This is a genomic window from Nocardioides daeguensis (assembly GCF_019192965.1).
Lineage (GTDB): Bacteria > Actinomycetota > Actinomycetes > Propionibacteriales > Nocardioidaceae > Nocardioides > Nocardioides daeguensis.
The window spans coordinates 54522-69354 of sequence record NZ_JAHTKU010000013.1; the positions used below are offsets into that span (position 1 = coordinate 54522).

At 73.2% G+C, this 14833-nt stretch carries 17 protein-coding genes and 1 tRNA gene; 10 read left to right on the forward strand and 8 right to left on the reverse strand.

Annotation, left to right across the window (positions count from 1 at the left end; genetic code table 11):
• Positions 1 to 3: 3 nt before the first annotated feature.
• Both KU893_RS11805 and KU893_RS11810 read right to left on the reverse strand, forming a co-directional pair.
• Positions 4 to 1062, reverse strand: coding sequence for an AAA family ATPase (locus KU893_RS11805; RefSeq protein ID WP_218234565.1), 1059 nt, complete (start codon positions 1060 to 1062; stop codon positions 4 to 6).
• Between the two features lie 30 nt (positions 1063 to 1092).
• Positions 1093 to 1920, reverse strand: coding sequence for an RDD family protein (locus KU893_RS11810; RefSeq protein WP_218234566.1), 828 nt, complete (start codon positions 1918 to 1920; stop codon positions 1093 to 1095).
• Positions 1921 to 1951: 31 nt separating this feature from the next.
• Here KU893_RS11810 and KU893_RS11815 point away from each other — a divergent pair, with 31 nt between their 5' ends.
• The 10 genes from KU893_RS11815 to KU893_RS11860 all read left to right on the forward strand — a co-directional run bounded on the left by KU893_RS11815 (position 1952) and on the right by KU893_RS11860 (position 11308).
• Positions 1952 to 2956 (forward strand): stage II sporulation protein M, encoded by a 1005-nt coding sequence (locus KU893_RS11815; RefSeq protein WP_257441609.1) that lies wholly within the window; start codon positions 1952 to 1954, stop codon positions 2954 to 2956.
• 23 nt (positions 2957 to 2979) lie between these two features.
• The gene (locus KU893_RS11820; protein WP_218234567.1) at positions 2980 to 4323 is read left to right on the forward strand and encodes a protoporphyrinogen/coproporphyrinogen oxidase; all 1344 of its coding nucleotides are present in this window, start codon (positions 2980 to 2982) and stop codon (positions 4321 to 4323) included.
• 73 nt (positions 4324 to 4396) lie between these two features.
• On the forward strand, positions 4397 to 5110 hold the full coding sequence (locus tag KU893_RS11825; RefSeq protein ID WP_218234568.1) for a hypothetical protein: 714 nt from the start codon (positions 4397 to 4399) through the stop codon (positions 5108 to 5110).
• Between the two features lie 62 nt (positions 5111 to 5172).
• Positions 5173 to 7236 carry a sensor histidine kinase gene (locus KU893_RS23605; protein WP_218234569.1) on the forward strand — a complete coding sequence of 688 codons (2064 nt, stop codon included), beginning with the start codon at positions 5173 to 5175 and terminating at the stop codon, positions 7234 to 7236.
• A gap of 61 nt (positions 7237 to 7297) precedes the next feature.
• The gene (locus tag KU893_RS11835) at positions 7298 to 7957 is read left to right on the forward strand and encodes a response regulator transcription factor (protein ID WP_218234570.1); all 660 of its coding nucleotides are present in this window, start codon (positions 7298 to 7300) and stop codon (positions 7955 to 7957) included.
• A gap of 20 nt (positions 7958 to 7977) precedes the next feature.
• Entirely contained in the window at positions 7978 to 8709 is a 732-nt protein-coding gene (gene hemQ / locus KU893_RS11840) for a hydrogen peroxide-dependent heme synthase (RefSeq protein ID WP_218234571.1), read from the forward strand.
• A gap of 155 nt (positions 8710 to 8864) precedes the next feature.
• Entirely contained in the window at positions 8865 to 9314 is a 450-nt protein-coding gene (locus tag KU893_RS11845; RefSeq protein WP_218234572.1) for a cysteine dioxygenase, read from the forward strand.
• Positions 9311 to 9748 carry a rhodanese-like domain-containing protein gene (locus KU893_RS11850; protein WP_246592525.1) on the forward strand — a complete coding sequence of 146 codons (438 nt, stop codon included), beginning with the start codon at positions 9311 to 9313 and terminating at the stop codon, positions 9746 to 9748. Before KU893_RS11845 ends, KU893_RS11850 begins: the two co-directional genes overlap by 4 nt.
• A 36-nt stretch (positions 9749 to 9784) precedes the next feature.
• Entirely contained in the window at positions 9785 to 10195 is a 411-nt protein-coding gene (gene msrB / locus KU893_RS11855; protein WP_218234573.1) for a peptide-methionine (R)-S-oxide reductase MsrB, read from the forward strand.
• A 9-nt stretch (positions 10196 to 10204) separates the two neighbouring features.
• Positions 10205 to 11308 carry a DNA polymerase domain-containing protein gene (locus KU893_RS11860; protein WP_218234574.1) on the forward strand — a complete coding sequence of 368 codons (1104 nt, stop codon included), beginning with the start codon at positions 10205 to 10207 and terminating at the stop codon, positions 11306 to 11308.
• A gap of 4 nt (positions 11309 to 11312) precedes the next feature.
• Here KU893_RS11860 and KU893_RS11865 read toward each other — a convergent pair whose 3' ends face one another.
• The 6 genes from KU893_RS11865 to KU893_RS11890 form a co-directional block, all read right to left on the reverse strand.
• On the reverse strand, positions 11313 to 11810 hold the full coding sequence (locus tag KU893_RS11865) for a hypothetical protein (protein ID WP_218234575.1): 498 nt from the start codon (positions 11808 to 11810) through the stop codon (positions 11313 to 11315).
• A 75-nt stretch (positions 11811 to 11885) separates the two neighbouring features.
• On the reverse strand, positions 11886 to 12149 hold the full coding sequence (locus KU893_RS11870) for a hypothetical protein (RefSeq protein ID WP_218234576.1): 264 nt from the start codon (positions 12147 to 12149) through the stop codon (positions 11886 to 11888).
• A gap of 30 nt (positions 12150 to 12179) precedes the next feature.
• A complete protein-coding gene (locus KU893_RS11875) occupies positions 12180 to 12707 on the reverse strand; it encodes a hypothetical protein (protein WP_218234577.1) in 528 nt (175 codons plus the stop codon).
• Between the two features lie 49 nt (positions 12708 to 12756).
• On the reverse strand, positions 12757 to 13887 hold the full coding sequence (locus KU893_RS11880; RefSeq protein ID WP_218234578.1) for an ATP-dependent DNA ligase: 1131 nt from the start codon (positions 13885 to 13887) through the stop codon (positions 12757 to 12759).
• A 64-nt stretch (positions 13888 to 13951) separates the two neighbouring features.
• Positions 13952 to 14027 (reverse strand) — tRNA-Thr (locus KU893_RS11885).
• Positions 14028 to 14134: 107 nt separating this feature from the next.
• The coding region (locus tag KU893_RS11890) for a tetratricopeptide repeat protein (protein ID WP_218234579.1) at positions 14135 to 14833 on the reverse strand (699 nt) is incomplete at its 5' end.

The window sequence follows — 14833 nt, forward strand, 5'->3', positions numbered from 1 at the left end:
GGCTCACGGGGTGGGTACGGCGCGGAACACGGCGTCGATGATCGTCTCCGGGCGGACTCGGTCGGCGAGCGCCTCGAAGCTGAGGTGGAGCCGGTGCCGCAGCACGCTGTGCCGCAGCTCGCGCACGTCCTCGGGGATGACGTAGTGACGGCCCTGGACGACCGCCATCGCCCGCGCCGCCTGGAAGAACGCGATCGAGCCGCGGGGGCTCGCGCCGATCTCGACGTAGTTGCCGAGCTCGGGGCCGAGCAGCCGGGTGGCGTCGCGGGTCGCCCGGACCAGGGAGGTGATGTAGCGGCGGATCGCCGGGTCGACGTACACCCGCCGGACCAGGCCCTGCAGGTCGGCGACCTGCTGCGGGGTGACCACCGGCGCGACGTCGCTCATGTGCTGGCCGAGGGTGCCGTCGTCGATCCGCTCGAGGACCAGCAGCTCGTCCTCGTCGGTGGGGTAGTCGATGACCTCCTTGAGCAGGAAGCGGTCCATCTGCGCGTGGGGGAGGACGTAGGTGCCCTCCTCCTCGATCGGGTTCTGGGTGGCCAGCACCATGAACGGGTCGGGCAGCGGGTGGATGGTGCCGGCGATCGACGTCTGCCGCTCCTGCATCGCCTCGAGCAGCGCCGACTGGGTCTTCGCGCTGGCCCGGTTGATCTCGTCGAGCAGCACGAAGTTGGCATGGACGGGACCGAGCTGGGTCTCGAACTCGTGGCGGCGCGGGTCGTAGACCTGGGTGCCGATGATGTCGCTGGGCAGCAGGTCCGGCGTGCACTGGATCCGCGCGAACCGGGCGCTCACGGCCTGCGACAGGGTCGAGGCGGCCAGCGTCTTCGCCAGGCCGGGCACGCTCTCGAGGAGCACGTGGCCCTCGGCGAGCAGGGTGACGAGCAGCGCCGTGCGGACCTGGTGCTGGCCCACGACCCGGCTGGAGAACGCCTCGGAGATCCGGCCGACCGCCTCGGTCGCGTGCGCCAGCTCGTCGGTGGTCAGCGGGGTGGACGGGTCGGCGGGAGCGCGTCGCGGGGAGCCGGCGGGGTGGGTCGGCGACTCGTTGACCTGCGTCATGGCGCCTAACCTACCCAGCGGCCGGGCGGATCACCCCTGGTGCGCAGGACCCTCGGCGAGCAGCCGCTCGCGGAGCTGGTCGTCGCGCCGCAGGCGGGCCAGGTCGCGCTCGCGGCGCTCGGCGACCACGGCCATCAGCACCAGCTCGGGCGGCGCCCCGTGCGGCGGAGCGGGGGCGAGGTAGGGGAGGACGTCGGCCAGCAGCGTCCGGCCCACGCGGTCGCGGGACGCCGGGTCCAGGGTCGAGAGGCGGCCGAGGAACTGGCGTACGGCGAGCGCGGTGCCGGTGGGCAGCGTGGCCAGGTCGAGGCGACGCGCCCAGGCCGCCAGCTCGCGCGGCATCGGCGGCGGCGGAGGCAGCCGCAGCGGCACCCGTTCGCGCACGACGTACGTGCCGGCCGCGTAGTCGCCGAGCCGCTTGCCGCGGGTGCTGAGCATGATCGAGAAGAACGCCGGCGCGCCCGAGAACGCATAGATCTCGACGAACCCGATCAGTGCCCGGACCAGCGCGTGCTGGAAGCTGATCGGGCCACCGTCGTCGCGGACCGTGCGCAGGCCCAGCGCCAGCTTGCCGACCGAGCGGCCGCGGGTCAGCGTCTCCAGCGCGGTCGGCACGACCAGGAACGCCACCACGGACGTGAGCACCACGCCCGCGCCGACCAGCGCCTCGTCCCGGGCGACCGACGCCCCGACCACCAGAAGGATCGAGAGCACGACGAGCGTCAGCAAGGTGAGCACCACGTCGATCAGCCCGCTCGCCATCCGCAGGCCGAGCGAGGCGGCCGGCAGGTCGAGCGCCACGCCCTCGCCGGTGACGAGGTCGTCGGCGGTGACGGTGGCGAAGTCGGAGGTGGGCATCGCCACCCACCCTAGGAGATAGCCTCACCACGTGCCCCGGATCGACCTCGACGCCTACGTCGCCGCCCATGGGGGCTCGTGGGCGCGGCTGGACCAGCTGGTGCGCCAGCGGCACCGGACCGGGGCCGAGGCCGACGAGCTCGTCGACCGCTACCAGCAGGTGGCGACCCACCTGTCCGTCGTCCGCACGTCGGCGCCGGACGGCGAGCTGGTCGCCCACCTGTCGTCGCTGCTCGGTCGCGCGCGGATCGCGATGCTGGCCTCCCGGGTGCCGAGCTGGCGGGGGTTCGCGGGCTTCTTCACCGAGCGGTTCCCGGCGGCGCTCTACCAGCTGCGCTGGTGGTGGCTGGGCTGCCTGGCCGGCAACGTCGTGGTCACCGCGGTGATGATGGTCTGGCTCGGCCAGCACCCCCAGGTGGAGCAGAACCTGCTCTCCCCGCAGGAGATCGACCAGCTGGTCGGCAACGACTTCGAGAGCTACTACAGCGAGAACGCCGCCGGCGCCTTCGCCACCCACGTGTGGGTGAACAACGCGTGGGTGAGCGCGCTGTGCATCGCGCTCGGGATCCTCGGCCTGCCCGTGCTGTACCTGCTGTTCCAGAACATCGCCAACCTGGCGATCGTCGGGTCGATCATGATGCGCCACGACCGCGGCGACCTGTTCTGGGGCCTGATCCTCCCGCACGGCCTCCTGGAGCTCACCTGCGTCTTCGTCGCCGGTGGCGTGGGCCTGCGGCTGTTCTGGTCGTGGGTCGAACCCGGGCAGGTCTCGCGCGCCCAGTCCCTCGCCCGGGCCGGACGGACGTCGGTCACCGTCGCGCTCGGGCTGGCCGTGTGCCTGTTCGTCAGCGGCATCATCGAGGGCTTCGTGACGCCGTCGCCGCTGCCCACGTGGGCCCGGATCGCGATCGGCGTCGTCGCCGAGCTGGTCTTCCTCGCCTACGTGTTCGTGGTCGGCCGGGCCGCTGCCTCGCGCGGGGTCACCGGTGACGTGTCCGCCTCGCTGCTCGAGGACCGGGTCGCCACCCAGGCCTGAGGGCCGTTCTCTAGGCTGGGCCCATGAGCCGCACCATCGTCGTGGGAGCGGGGGTCGCCGGCCTGACCGCGGGCCGCGACCTCGCCGAGGCCGGTCACGAGGTGCTCGTCCTCGAGGCGACCGACCGCCCGGGCGGCAAGCTGCGCTCCGGCGAGGTCGCCGGGGTGCGGGTCGACGTCGGCGCCGAGGCGATGCTCAACCGGAGGCCCGAGGGCATCGCCCTCGCCGGGGACCTCGACCTGCCGCTCACGTACCCGACGTCCGCGACCTCGCGGGTCTGGACCCGCGACGCGCTGCGAGCGCTGCCGCGCACGTTGATGGGCGCCCCGCTCGACCTCGACGACCTCGCGCGCACCGGCATCCTCTCGGCCGAGGGCCTCGACCGGGCCCGGCACCAGATCGTGCCGCAGGTCGACGGTGACGTCTCCGTCGGCGACCTCGTCGGCCAGCGGTACGGCGCGGAGGTCGTCGACCGGCTGGTGGAGCCGCTCCTCGGCGGGGTGTACGCCGGCCAGGCGCGTCGGATCTCCACCCGCGCCGCGGTGCCGCAGCTGCTCGACCTCCTCACCCGCGAGCAGGTCGACGTCCCGCCCCCCGTCGCCGACGCGCCGCCGGTCTTCGCCAGCGTCCCCGGTGGCATGTGGCGGCTCACGGACGCCCTGGCCGCGGACCTGCAGCGCCGCGACGGCGTCGAGGTGAGGTACGACGCGACCGTGACCGCGGTGCGCCGTACCGCCTCGGGGTTCGTGGTCACCACCCCCACGGGTGAGGAGACGTGCGACCGCCTGGTCCTGGCCACCCCTGCGGCGCCGAGCGCGCGGCTGCTCGCCGAGCTCGCCCCCGCCGCCGCCACCGAGCTCGAGCAGGTCGCCGCCGCCTCGGTCGCGGTGGTCACCTTCGCCTTCCACAGCGACGACCCGGGCGTCGCCGAGGCGCTCGACACCGGCGCGTCCGGCTTCCTGGTCCCTCCCGTCGACGGGCGCCGGGTGAAGGCGTCGACCTTCTCCTTCGCCAAGTGGGACTGGGTGCGTGACGCGGGGGAGGGCCTGCTGGTGCTGCGCACCTCCCTGGGCCGGTTCGGTGAGGAGGACACCCTCCAGGTCCCCGACGAGGCGCTGGTCGCGGCCTCGCTCGCCGACCTCGAGACGGCGACCGGGCTCACGGCCGCTCCCGTCGACGCCGTCGTCCAGCGCTGGGGCGGTGGCCTGCCGCAGCTGTGGGTCGGCCACGTCGACCGGGTCGCCCGGATCCGCGCCGCCGTCGCGCAGGTCCCGGGGCTCGCGGTGTGCGGGGCGGCCTACGACGGCGTCGGGATCCCCGCCACCATCGGTTCGGCCCGCCGCGCGGTCACCGACCTGGTCGTCTGAGCGGCGGCCGGCACCGCGAACCTTGCCCCGTTGTCCCTGTCCCGCGGGACACCGGGCCCGGGATGGTCCTGCCATGACAGCCCAGACCCACATCCCCGCGACCGCCCTCGACCACGCCGCACCGCACGACGAGCCGGTCGTCTACCCGCCGACCCGCTGGGCGCTGGCGGGCCTCGGCGCCGGCGTCGCCGGCCTCGGCGCGGTCGTCTCGTCCTCGATGGTGAGCGCCGTCTACGACGAGAAGTACGCCGGCGACGCACCCGCGATCTCGAAGGCGCTCGGCGACATGGTGCCGCAGATGCTCGCCTTCCACGTGTGCGCGATGGTCGCCGCGGTGCTGATGGTGCCGTTCGCGGCGGGCCTGTACCGCCGGCTCACGGCCACCACCCCCGCCGACAGCGTGCTTCCGCTCGTCGCCTTCTCGGGCGTCCTGGTCACCGCGGTCGTGCTGGTCCTGGGCTCCGGCCTCGACACCGAGTTCATCTTCGCCGCCGGCGACCCGGACATCGTCGTCCCCGAGGACGCCGCGATGTTCAACCACTGGATCGGCACCGTTCCGTGGTGCTGGGGCCTGCTCGGCCTGTCCGGCGTCACCCTGTTCGGTGCGGCCCGCCACGGCGGCGTCCCGAGGTGGATCGGCCTCGTCGGCCTCGTCGGCGGGGGCCTCACCCTGCTGCTCGGCGTCTCGCCGCTGCAGTACCTGGCCGGCATGACCGGTCCGGTCGGCCTGCTCGTGATCGCGCTCGGCTTCCTCGCCGGGGACAAGGCGTTCCGCGGCCGCTCGTGACACGACCGACCAATTCGGCCGGTCCGCACCGTGGGGGTGCGGGCCGGCTGCAGAATGTGCCGGTGACCGTGCCGGTGCCGCTGCAGGCCGACACCCGCCCGCGCGGCCTGAGGGCCGTCGCGGTCCTCGTCGTCCCCGTCCTCTGCGTCGCCCTGGTCCCGCTCGGCGCCTGGCTCGACATGGGGGCTCCCGAGACCGGCCCGGGACCGGAGATCGCCGGTGGGCCGGGCTGGCCGTGGCAGAGCCTCGGGGCGGCTCTCGGCGTGCTCGCCGGGATCGTGCTGCTCCACGACCCCCGCCAGAAGTTCGGCTGGCTGCTGGCGTTCTCCGGCCTGTTCTGGGCGCTCGACGGGCTCTCGCAGAGCTACGTCCAGGCCGGGCTCGGCGCGACCTCGGCCTGGCCCGGGATGACCTTCGCGCTGTGGTTCCTGCTCCGGTTCAGCTCCTACCTCACCTCGGTGACCGCGGTGACGCTGCTCGTCTTCCCGACCGGCCGCTTCCTGCCGGGCCGGTGGACCCCGGCGTCGTGGTGCGCGGTCGCCGCGATGGCGCTCAGCGGGGTGGCCTTCATCGTCGTGCCGTCCGAGGGCGACGAGGCCCTCGCCGGCCTGCCCCCGGGCGTCGACGCCGACCCGACCACCCTCGGCCTCCTCGCCGGCCACGAGGCACAGGTCTCCTCGCTCGGCCTGGCCCTCGGTGCGGCCGGGTTCGTCTTCTCCCTGCTCACCGTCGTGGTCCGCTACCGGCGCTCGGAGGGGCTCGAGCGCGACCGGATGCGCTGGCTGCTGTGGAGCGTCGTGGTCATCGTGGCCGTCGTCGCGGTGACCGTCGCGGTCGACGTCCCCGGCAGCACCTTCCTCGGGGCGGTGTCCGCCGCCCTCGTCCCTCCCGCGGCGATGACCGTCGCCATCGTCCGGCCCACCCTGGTGCCGATCCAGGACCTGCTCAGCCGCACCGTCGTGCTCGCCGCGATCCTCGCCGTGCTGGTCGCCGCCGACGCCGCCGTGCTCGGCATGCTCACCCTGGTCCTCGACGACGAGCTGACCCAGGCGCAGGTCGTCGCGGTCGTGCTCGTCGTCTGTGTCTTCCTCTACGGGCCCCTGCGCCAACGGCTCTCCGCCGGGATCCGCCGGGTGATGCTCGGCGAGCGCGGCAACAGGTACGACGCCGTGGCCGGTCTCGCCTCGACGCTGGAGAACACCGACGACACCGTCGAGCAGCTCGCCGCCGTCGCTCGAGCCGTGGCGTCCGCGTTCGCCGTCCCGTTCGTCAGTGTCGAGGTCGACCGGGGCCACGGCGAGCGGCTCGTGACGACCTTCGGCGAGCGGCCCGCGGAGGTGCGCACGCTGCCGATCACCTGGCGTGAGACGACCATCGGTCGGCTGGTCCTCCCGGCCAAGGGGTTGCGCAGCCGGCTCACCGTCCGTGACGAGGAGCTGCTCGGCGACCTGGTCCGGCAGGCCGCGACCGCCGCCCGCACCAGCCAGCTCGCCGAGGAGGTCCAGCGGAGTCGCGAGCGGCTGGTCACCGCCCGCGAGGAGGAGCGGCGCCGGATCCGGCGCGACCTGCACGACGGCTTCGGCCCCGCGCTCAGCGGCATCGTCTTCCAGCTCGAGGCCGCCCGGATGACCGTCGACCGCGACCCGGCCCGGGCCCGGGCCCAGCTGGAGACGATCAGCTCGCAGGTGCAGGAGGTCGTCGCCGACGTACGACGCCTCGTGCACGACCTGCGTCCGCCGGCCCTCGACGACCGCGGCCTGGTCGGCGCCCTGCGCCAGCAGGCCGAGCACCTCGCCGTACCCCTCGCCGTGACGGCGCCCGACGACCTGCGGCTGCCGGCGGCGGTCGAGGTGGCGGCGTACCGGATCGCGGGGGAGGCGCTCACCAACGTCGCCCGGCACGCGGGTGCCCACGGCGCGCGCCTGCTGGTCGAGACCGCCGGCGACACCCTCGTGCTCGAGGTCGCCGACGACGGCCGCGGCATCCCCGTCGACCGGGCCGCGGGTGTCGGCCTGGCCAGCCTGCGCGAGCGGGCCGCCGAGCTCGGCGGCACCACCACCATCTCCAGCCCACCCGGCGGCGGCACCGTCGTCCGGGCCCGACTTCCCCTGAGGAGCCCTGCATGAGCACCCCACGACGTTCTTCTCCTCCGCTTCGCTCCCCCGAACAACGCCGCAGGGACCCCGCATGAGCACCCCGATCCGGGTCGTGGTGGTCGACGACCACCAGATCGTCCGCGACGGACTCACCTCCCTGCTCGGCGCGCTCGACGGCATCGAGGTCGTCGGCTCCGCCTCCGACGGCCGCGAGGCGCTGCACGTCGTCGAGGACACCGCCCCCGACCTGGTGGTGATGGACATCCAGATGCCGCACCTCGACGGCATCGAGGCGACCCGCTTCCTCACCGGCCGCAACCCCGCGCTGCGCGTGGTCATGCTGACCATGAACGAGGACGACGACACGGTGCTGAGCGCGATCCGGGCCGGCGCCTGCGGCTACCTGCTCAAGGGCGCGGGCGCCGACGAGGTGCAGCACGCGATCCGCTCGGCCGCCGCCGGCGGGATGGTGTTCGGCGCCAGCCTCGCCGCCAAGGTCGCCGGCTTCTTCGCCGGCGCCCTCCCGGCGCAGCGCACCGACGACGAGCCGTTCCCCGAGCTCAGCGAGCGCGAGCGCGACGTGCTCCAGCGGATCGCCGCAGGGCGCTCCAACGACGAGATCGCCGCGGCCCTCTACGTCTCGAACAAGACCGTGCGCAACACGGTCTCGGCGATCTACGCCAAGCTCCACGCGACCGGTCGTGCCGACGCCATCGTCAAGGCGCGGGAGGCGGGCTACGGCCGCGACTGACCAGTCGGCACAATGGACCTATGTCGGACCAGGACCCGCAGGCGCACCTCAAGTCGAACGCCGCGAAGATCAACGAGCTCAACGACACCATCCGGTTCACCATGTGGTCGGTGTTCCGTCTCGAGCGGCCGCTCGGCGCCGACGAGGGCGTCCGCAAGGAGGAGGCCGCCGAGCTCGAGGCGTTCCTCGCCGACCTGGCTGCCGAGGACGTCGTGGTCCGCGGCCTGTACGACGTCGGGGGGCTGCGCGCCGACGCCGACCTGATGGTCTGGTGGCACGCCGCGTCCAGCGACCAGCTGCAGGACGCCTACCACCGGCTGCGCCGGACCGCGTTCGGCGCGCGCCTCGCGCCGGTGTGGTCGCAGATGGCGCTGCACCGCCCGGCGGAGTTCAACCGCAGCCACCTCCCGGCCTTCCTGGCCGACGAGCGCGCGCACGCCTACGCCGCGGTCTACCCCTTCGTCCGCTCCTACGAGTGGTACCTCCTCGAGGACGCCGAGCGTCGCCGCCTGCTGGCCGAGCACGGCCAGATGGCACGCGGCTACCCCGATGTCCGGGCCAACACGGTGCCCAGCTTCGCGCTCGGCGACTACGAGTGGATCCTCGCCTTCGAGGCCGACGACCTGACCCGGATCGTCGACCTGATGCGGCACCTGCGCGGCTCGGAGACCCGCCGGCACGTGCGCGAGGAGGTGCCGTTCTACACCGGTCGCCGGGTCGAGGTCGCGGACCTCTTGGCCTGCCTTCCCTGAGGCTTCGTTTGCAAAGTCTATTGACTTAGTCCACTATGGAGGCATGACCAGCCTCCTCCCTGTCCTGCGTGGCACCCGCCGGGTCCCCGGGCCGTGTTGTCGCTGCTGTTGATCCGCATCGCCTGATCCAGCACCGACAACCCCCGGAGGAACCGATGACCCAGCTCGCCGTCCTGCCCCTGCTCGAGGTCGTGCGCAACCACGCGACCGACCCCGACCTGCGCCACCTGATCGACCACGACCCGCGGGAGCGCTCGTGGCTGCGCCTGCTCACTACCGACGACTACGAGCTCTGGCTGATCTCGTGGCCCGCCGGCGCCGCCACCGACTGGCACGACCACGGCTCGTCCTCCGGCGCCTTCACTGTCCTGGAGGGCCGGCTCACCGAGCACACCTTCGACGGCGGGCTCCGGCTCGTCGACGTCGGCCCGGGCGACGGCAAGGCGTTCGGTGCGGGCTACGCCCACGACGTACGCAACGCCACCGACGCCCCCGCCCTGTCGCTGCACGCGTACTCCCCGCGGCTGCACACCATGACCCGGTTCCGGTTCCACGGCGACCGGCTCGAGGCGCTCGGCGTCGAGCGCGCGGGGGAGCAGTGGTGAGCACCGCCGCCCCGGCCCCCGCGCCCGCCCCCGCCCGGTACGACGGCGTGGACGCCCTCCTCGCCGACGCCCGCTCCCGCCTCGACCGGGTCAGTGCCCGCGCCGCCTTCCAGGAGCTCCTGGCTCTCGGGGCCCTGCTCGTCGACATCCGGCCCGCCGCCCAGCGCGCCCGCGAGGGCGAGGTGGCCCGCTGGCTGCCCGCCCTCGTCGTCGAGCGCAACGTGCTCGAGTGGCGCTTCGACCCGCGCAGCGACGCGCGGCTGCCCGAGGCGTCGTACGACCGTCGGGTGATCGTGCTGTGCCAGGAGGGCTACACCTCCTCGCTCGCCGCCGACGCGCTGCGCAGTATCGGCGTGGCGCGGGCGACCGACGTGGTCGGCGGGTTCGCGGCCTGGCGCGAGGCCGGTCTGCCGGTCTCCGGCGTCGCTGCCTGACCCGGGTCCCGAGGCCCGCTGAGTACGCTGAAGCACATGGCATACGAGGTCGAGAAGACGGACGAGGAGTGGCGCGCCGAGCTCACTCCCGAGGAGTACCAGGTGCTCCGCCAGGCCGGTACCGAGCGGGCCTTCACGGGTGAGTACACCGACACTGAGACCACCGGCGTCTACCGCTGCAAGGCCTGCCAGGCCAAGCTCTTCGAATCCGACACGAAGTTCCACTCCGGCTGTGGCTGGCCGAGCTTCTACCAGCCGATCAGCGACACCATCGAGTACCTCGAGGACAGCTCGCACGGCATGAAGCGGGTCGAGGTGCGCTGCGCCAACTGCGGCTCCCACCTCGGCCACGTCTTCCCTGACGGCTACGGCACGCCGACGGGCGACAGGTACTGCATCAACTCGATCAGCCTCACGCTGGAGCCGGCCGACACCCCCTCCGCATAGGGTCCTCGCATGGCGAAGACCGCGGCGGCGATGGTCCAGGCGGGAGACCGCGCGGTCCGGGTGTCGAGCCCGGACCGCGTGATCTACGAGGCGACCGAGCGTACGCCGGAGGTGACCAAGCTGATGGTCGCGGAGTACTTCGTCGCCGTCGAGGACGGCCTGATGCGCGCCCTGCGCGAGCGCCCGACGGCACTGGAACGCTGGCCCGACGGCTACCGGGAGGGCTTCCGGCTGTCCACCGGGTACGGCGACGACGGCGAGGGCTTCTACCAGAAGCGGGTCCCCAAGGGGGCTCCCGACTACCTCGAGCCGGTGCGGATCACCTTCCCGTCGGGCCGCAGCGCCGAGGAGATCTGTCCCACCGAGATCGCGGTCCCGGTCTGGTGCGCCCAGATGGGCACGCTCACCTTCCACCCGTGGCCGGTACGCCGAACCGCTCGTGCCGACTCCTTGGACCATCCCGACGAGCTGCGCATCGACCTCGACCCCCAACCCGGGACGACGTTCGGGGACGCCGTCCGCGTCGCCGGTGTCGCGCGCGAGCTGCTCGAGGAGCTCGGCCTGGTGGGCTACCCGAAGACCTCCGGCAACCGCGGCGTCCACGTCTACGTGCGGATCGAGCCGGCTTTCGAGTTCACCGACGTCCGGCACGCCGCCATCGCCTTCGGGCGTGAGCTGGCCCGCCGCGACGAGCAGGTCACCACCGCCTGGTGGAAGGAGCAGCGCGGCGAGCGGATCTTCGTCGACTTCAACCAGAACAACCGCGACCGCACCATCGCCTCGGCGTACTCGCTGCGGCCCAGGCCCGGCGCGCCCGTCTCGACGCCGATGTCCTGGGCCGAGCTCGCCGACGTGACCGACCCTCGTGCGTACAACCTGTTCACGGTCCCCGACCGGATGGCCGACGGCGACCCGTGGGCCGCGATCGACGACACGTCGTACTCCCTCCAGCCGCTGCTGGACCTGTGGGAGCGCCAGGTCGCCGACGGCGAGGGCGAGCTCAACTTCCCACCCGACTACCCCAAGATGCCGGGGGAGCCGCCGCGGGTGCAGCCGAGCAAGAAGGTCGCCGAGCACTGGGACGAGGACGGCAACCGGGTCGAGGGGACCTGAGGGGTCACAGCCCGTCGTAGACGTGGCCCTCGTAGAAGTGCGGGCCCGACCGCTGTGCGGTGGCGAAGCTCTCGGCGTAGGTGTCGAGCGCGAACCTGATGATCGCCGGGCCGAGGGCCACCGACACCGTGAAGTAGTCGGCGTCGAGCAGCGGCTGGGGGATGAAGCTCGTCATCGCGGAGCGGCTGCCGTCGTGGTTGGCCACGACGACGGGCAGGCCGAGCTCCATGAGGACCGCCACCTCGTGGGCCAGTGCGGAGCGGCCGTCGCCGCCCTGGCGCTTCGCCTCCGGGCTGCCGATCAGGACGACCTGGCGGGCGCGGGTCATCTGCCGGCGCAGGCCCTGCCGGACCGCCTCCGGGCTGCCGCTGCCTGCCGGGTCGGGCTCGCGGGCGTAGAACCGGAAGTCGAAGCCCGGGTCCGCGCGCCAGGTCGCCATCTGCCGGTAGAGGTGGTCGTCCTCGCTCGCACGGGCGACGTACGTCTTGCTGCGGTGGCTCATGGCTCCTCGGGGGGTGAGGAGGCCGAGCCTAGGGCAATCTGTCAAAAATTGCCCAGATCTGACAGATCTCAGCAATCAGTCGAGTCCGCGGACCGCCGCGACCTCGCACAGCCGGGCGATCGCGCCGCGCACCTGCGCGTCGAGCGCCGGGACATCGGTGCCGACCAGCAGGTGCACCGCGGAGCGCGTCGTCCGCGCGGGGTGGGGGAGGCCGGAGCCCGGCACCATCGCGACCACGAAGTCGCACAGGTCGACGACCCGGTCGCGCTCCGCCGCGCTCAGGCCCGCGCCCGCGAGCTCCTCGTGGAGGCGGACGTCGAGGGTGTGCGGGGCCGACATGACCGGACAACGACCTCCCGGGTCGGGGCGTTACGACTGCTCGTGCTCCAGCAGGTGGAGGACGGGGACGCCGAGCTTGCGGCGAGCGCGCGAGGTCCAGTCGACGTGGAAGAACTCGGCGACCAGGTGGGGGCGGGTGAGGATGATCGACTCCCGGCCGTCGACCTCCTTCACCTTGGCGATGAGAGCGTCGACCGGCGGCTCGGTGACGATCGTGAGCGAGCCGATGATCGCGCCCGCGGCGATGAGCGCCTCGCGGCTGGCGGCGAGGTCGCGCTCGGCCTGCTCGCGGTACTCCCCGCGCAGCCGCTCGATCTCGTCGGGCGACGGGGTGATCGGCGGCGCGATCAGGTCGGCGCCTCCGATCACGCCGAGCGAGGCCTCGACGGCCGCCGCGGCGTCGGCCATCGGCAGCAGCACGTGGTACTGGACCTCGATCGTCGGGTCGTCGTCGAGCTCCTGGTGCAGGCCGCGGACCTGGGCGGCGTCGGCGGCGGTGAGCGCCTGCTCGATGAGCAGGACGACGGCGTACGGTTCCTCGCGGGGGGCGGTGCTCATGGCACCATCCTGCCGCGCGCGCGCTCGCGCGTCAGCCCCGGTGCCCCGGTCAGCCCCCGAGGACGTCCGCGAGGTCGTAGCGCACGGGCTGGTCGAGCTGGTCGTAGCCGCACGACTCCGGGTCGCGGTCCTCGCGCCACCGCTTGAAGTGGGCGGTGTGCCGGAAGCGTCGTCCCTCCATGGCGTCGTACTTCACCTCGACCACGCGCTCGGGTCGCAGTGGCGTGAAGGAGAGGTCCTTGCCCTGGCTCCAGCGGCTCTGCGTGCCGGGCTGGCGTCCGGGGTTGGCGACGAGGAACTCCTGCCACCGGCCCCACGGGTGCTCCTCGATGGGGACGACGAGCGGCTGGAGCTCGTGCCACAGCTCGGCCCGGCGCTGGGCCGTGAAGCTCGCGCTGACGCCGATGTGCTGCAGTTCGCCGTCCTGGTAGAGGCCCAGGAGCAGGCTGCCGATCAGCGGGTTCTCGGGCGTGCTCGTCTTGTGCTCGCGGTAGCCGGCAAGCACGACGTCGGCGGTCCGCTCGTGCTTGATCTTCAGCATGGTCCGAGCGTTCGGGGCGTACGGCGCGCTCATCGGCTTGGCCACCACGCCGTCGAGCCCGGCGCCCTCGAACCGGTGGAACCACTCCTCGGCCACCGCTGGGTCGGTGCTGGTGCGGGTCAGGTGGCAGTGCCCGCCGGTCGTGGCGCCGGCCGTCGCGGCGCCGAGGTGCGCGAGCGCCTCCTCCAGTGCGGCCCGGCGCTCGGCGAACGGGCGGTCGAGGTAGGACTCGTCGCCGAGCGCGAGCAGGTCGAAGGCCACGAAGTCCGCCGGCGTCCGCTCGGAGAGCAGGGCGATCCGCGACGCCGCGGGGTGGATCCGCTCCTGGAGCACCTCGAACTGCAGACGTCCCTTCCCGTCCTCGCCCTCGAGCGCCACGAAGATCTCCCCGTCGAGCACGCACCGCTGCGGCAGCTCGGCCTTGACGGCCTCCACCAGCTCCGGGAAGTAGCGCGTCAGCGGCTTCGTGTTGCGACTGGCCAGCTCCACCTCGTCGCCGTCGCGGAAGACGATGCACCGGAATCCGTCCCACTTGGGCTCGAAGCTGAGTCCCCGCGCGTCGTACTTCGCCGGGTCGGGCACGCCGGACACGGCCTTCGCGAGCATCGGCAGGACGGGCGGCATCACGGGGAGGTCCACGAACGTGAGAGTAGGACACCCTCCCGACAGGGAGCTGGCGCTCATCGACGGGGCCGGACGGGCCTGGAGCCGGTGACAGGATTTGAACCCGCGACCCTCTTATTACAAGTAAGACGCTCTACCAACTGAGCTACACCGGCCTGCGCCTCTCCGGCGCGCCGTCATCCTAGCCAGTCGCCCGGCGTGCGAAGGATGCCCACTCCTGACGAGGGGGACGAGCGCCCGTCACGTGCGGAGCCAGCGCTTCCTAGCTCCGGGGGCGAAGTCCGTTGGAGGCGCCGGCACGGCGATAGGCGTCGGCCGCGAGGTCGTCCTCGCCGAGCTCGGCGAAGACGTCGCCGAGCTTGAGCCACGCCTGGGCCACGTCGCCGTCGGCGCCGCTTGCGCTCAGCAGGCCGACGGCTTCCTGCAGGAGATGGCGGGCGGCCGCGAAGTCCCCACGGTCCGCGGCCAGCTGGCCGCGCAGGACGAGCTGCCAGGCGCGCAGCTCGACCGCGCCCTCGGGGATGAGGGTGTCGCACACCTGCAGCTCGGCCGCCGCGGCGTCGGGTTCGCCGGCAGCGTGCAGGGCGCGCGCGGTGACCTGGTGGTGTCGTGCTCGCTCGAGCACGCTGGCAGCGGCTGCGTCGAGCTCGGCTCGAGCGGACCTGAGGAGATCGAGCGCCGCGGCGCTGGCGGGTGGCCGTTGCGCCAGGTGGACGTTGGCCACCTGGGTCCGCAGCACGCCGAGGTTGCGTGTGTCTCCGGAGATCTCGTAGAGCTGGAGCGCCTCCAGGCCGAGGTCCAGGGCGCCGGTGGTGTCGCCGCCCGCATAGCGGGCAACGCTGGCGTTCCACAGCGCCGAGGCCCGGGCGAGCGGAAGGTCGTGGGGGGCGGGGGGGCGGGGGGCGCCCCCCCCCCCCCCCGGGCGCGGGGGGCGGGGGGCCCCGGCGCCGGGGGGGGGGGG

Bases quoted from the DNA above. Each gene is read 5' to 3' on its own strand.
- KU893_RS11870 (WP_218234576.1), bottom strand. From the start codon at position 12,149: ATGTCGGCCCCGCACACCCTCGACGTCCGCCTCCACGAGGAGCTCGCG.
- KU893_RS11835 (WP_218234570.1), top strand. From the start codon at position 7,298: ATGAGCACCCCGATCCGGGTCGTGGTGGTCGACGACCACCAGATCGTC.
- KU893_RS11810 (WP_218234566.1), bottom strand. From the start codon at position 1,920: ATGCCCACCTCCGACTTCGCCACCGTCACCGCCGACGACCTCGTCACC.
- KU893_RS11825 (WP_218234568.1), top strand. From the start codon at position 4,397: ATGACAGCCCAGACCCACATCCCCGCGACCGCCCTCGACCACGCCGCA.
- KU893_RS11865 (WP_218234575.1), bottom strand. From the start codon at position 11,810: ATGAGCCACCGCAGCAAGACGTACGTCGCCCGTGCGAGCGAGGACGAC.
- KU893_RS11845 (WP_218234572.1), top strand. From the start codon at position 8,865: ATGACCCAGCTCGCCGTCCTGCCCCTGCTCGAGGTCGTGCGCAACCAC.
- msrB (WP_218234573.1), top strand. From the start codon at position 9,785: ATGGCATACGAGGTCGAGAAGACGGACGAGGAGTGGCGCGCCGAGCTC.
- KU893_RS11875 (WP_218234577.1), bottom strand. From the start codon at position 12,707: ATGAGCACCGCCCCCCGCGAGGAACCGTACGCCGTCGTCCTGCTCATC.
- KU893_RS11820 (WP_218234567.1), top strand. From the start codon at position 2,980: ATGAGCCGCACCATCGTCGTGGGAGCGGGGGTCGCCGGCCTGACCGCG.
- hemQ (WP_218234571.1), top strand. From the start codon at position 7,978: ATGTCGGACCAGGACCCGCAGGCGCACCTCAAGTCGAACGCCGCGAAG.
- KU893_RS11805 (WP_218234565.1), bottom strand. From the start codon at position 1,062: ATGACGCAGGTCAACGAGTCGCCGACCCACCCCGCCGGCTCCCCGCGA.
- KU893_RS11860 (WP_218234574.1), top strand. From the start codon at position 10,205: ATGGCGAAGACCGCGGCGGCGATGGTCCAGGCGGGAGACCGCGCGGTC.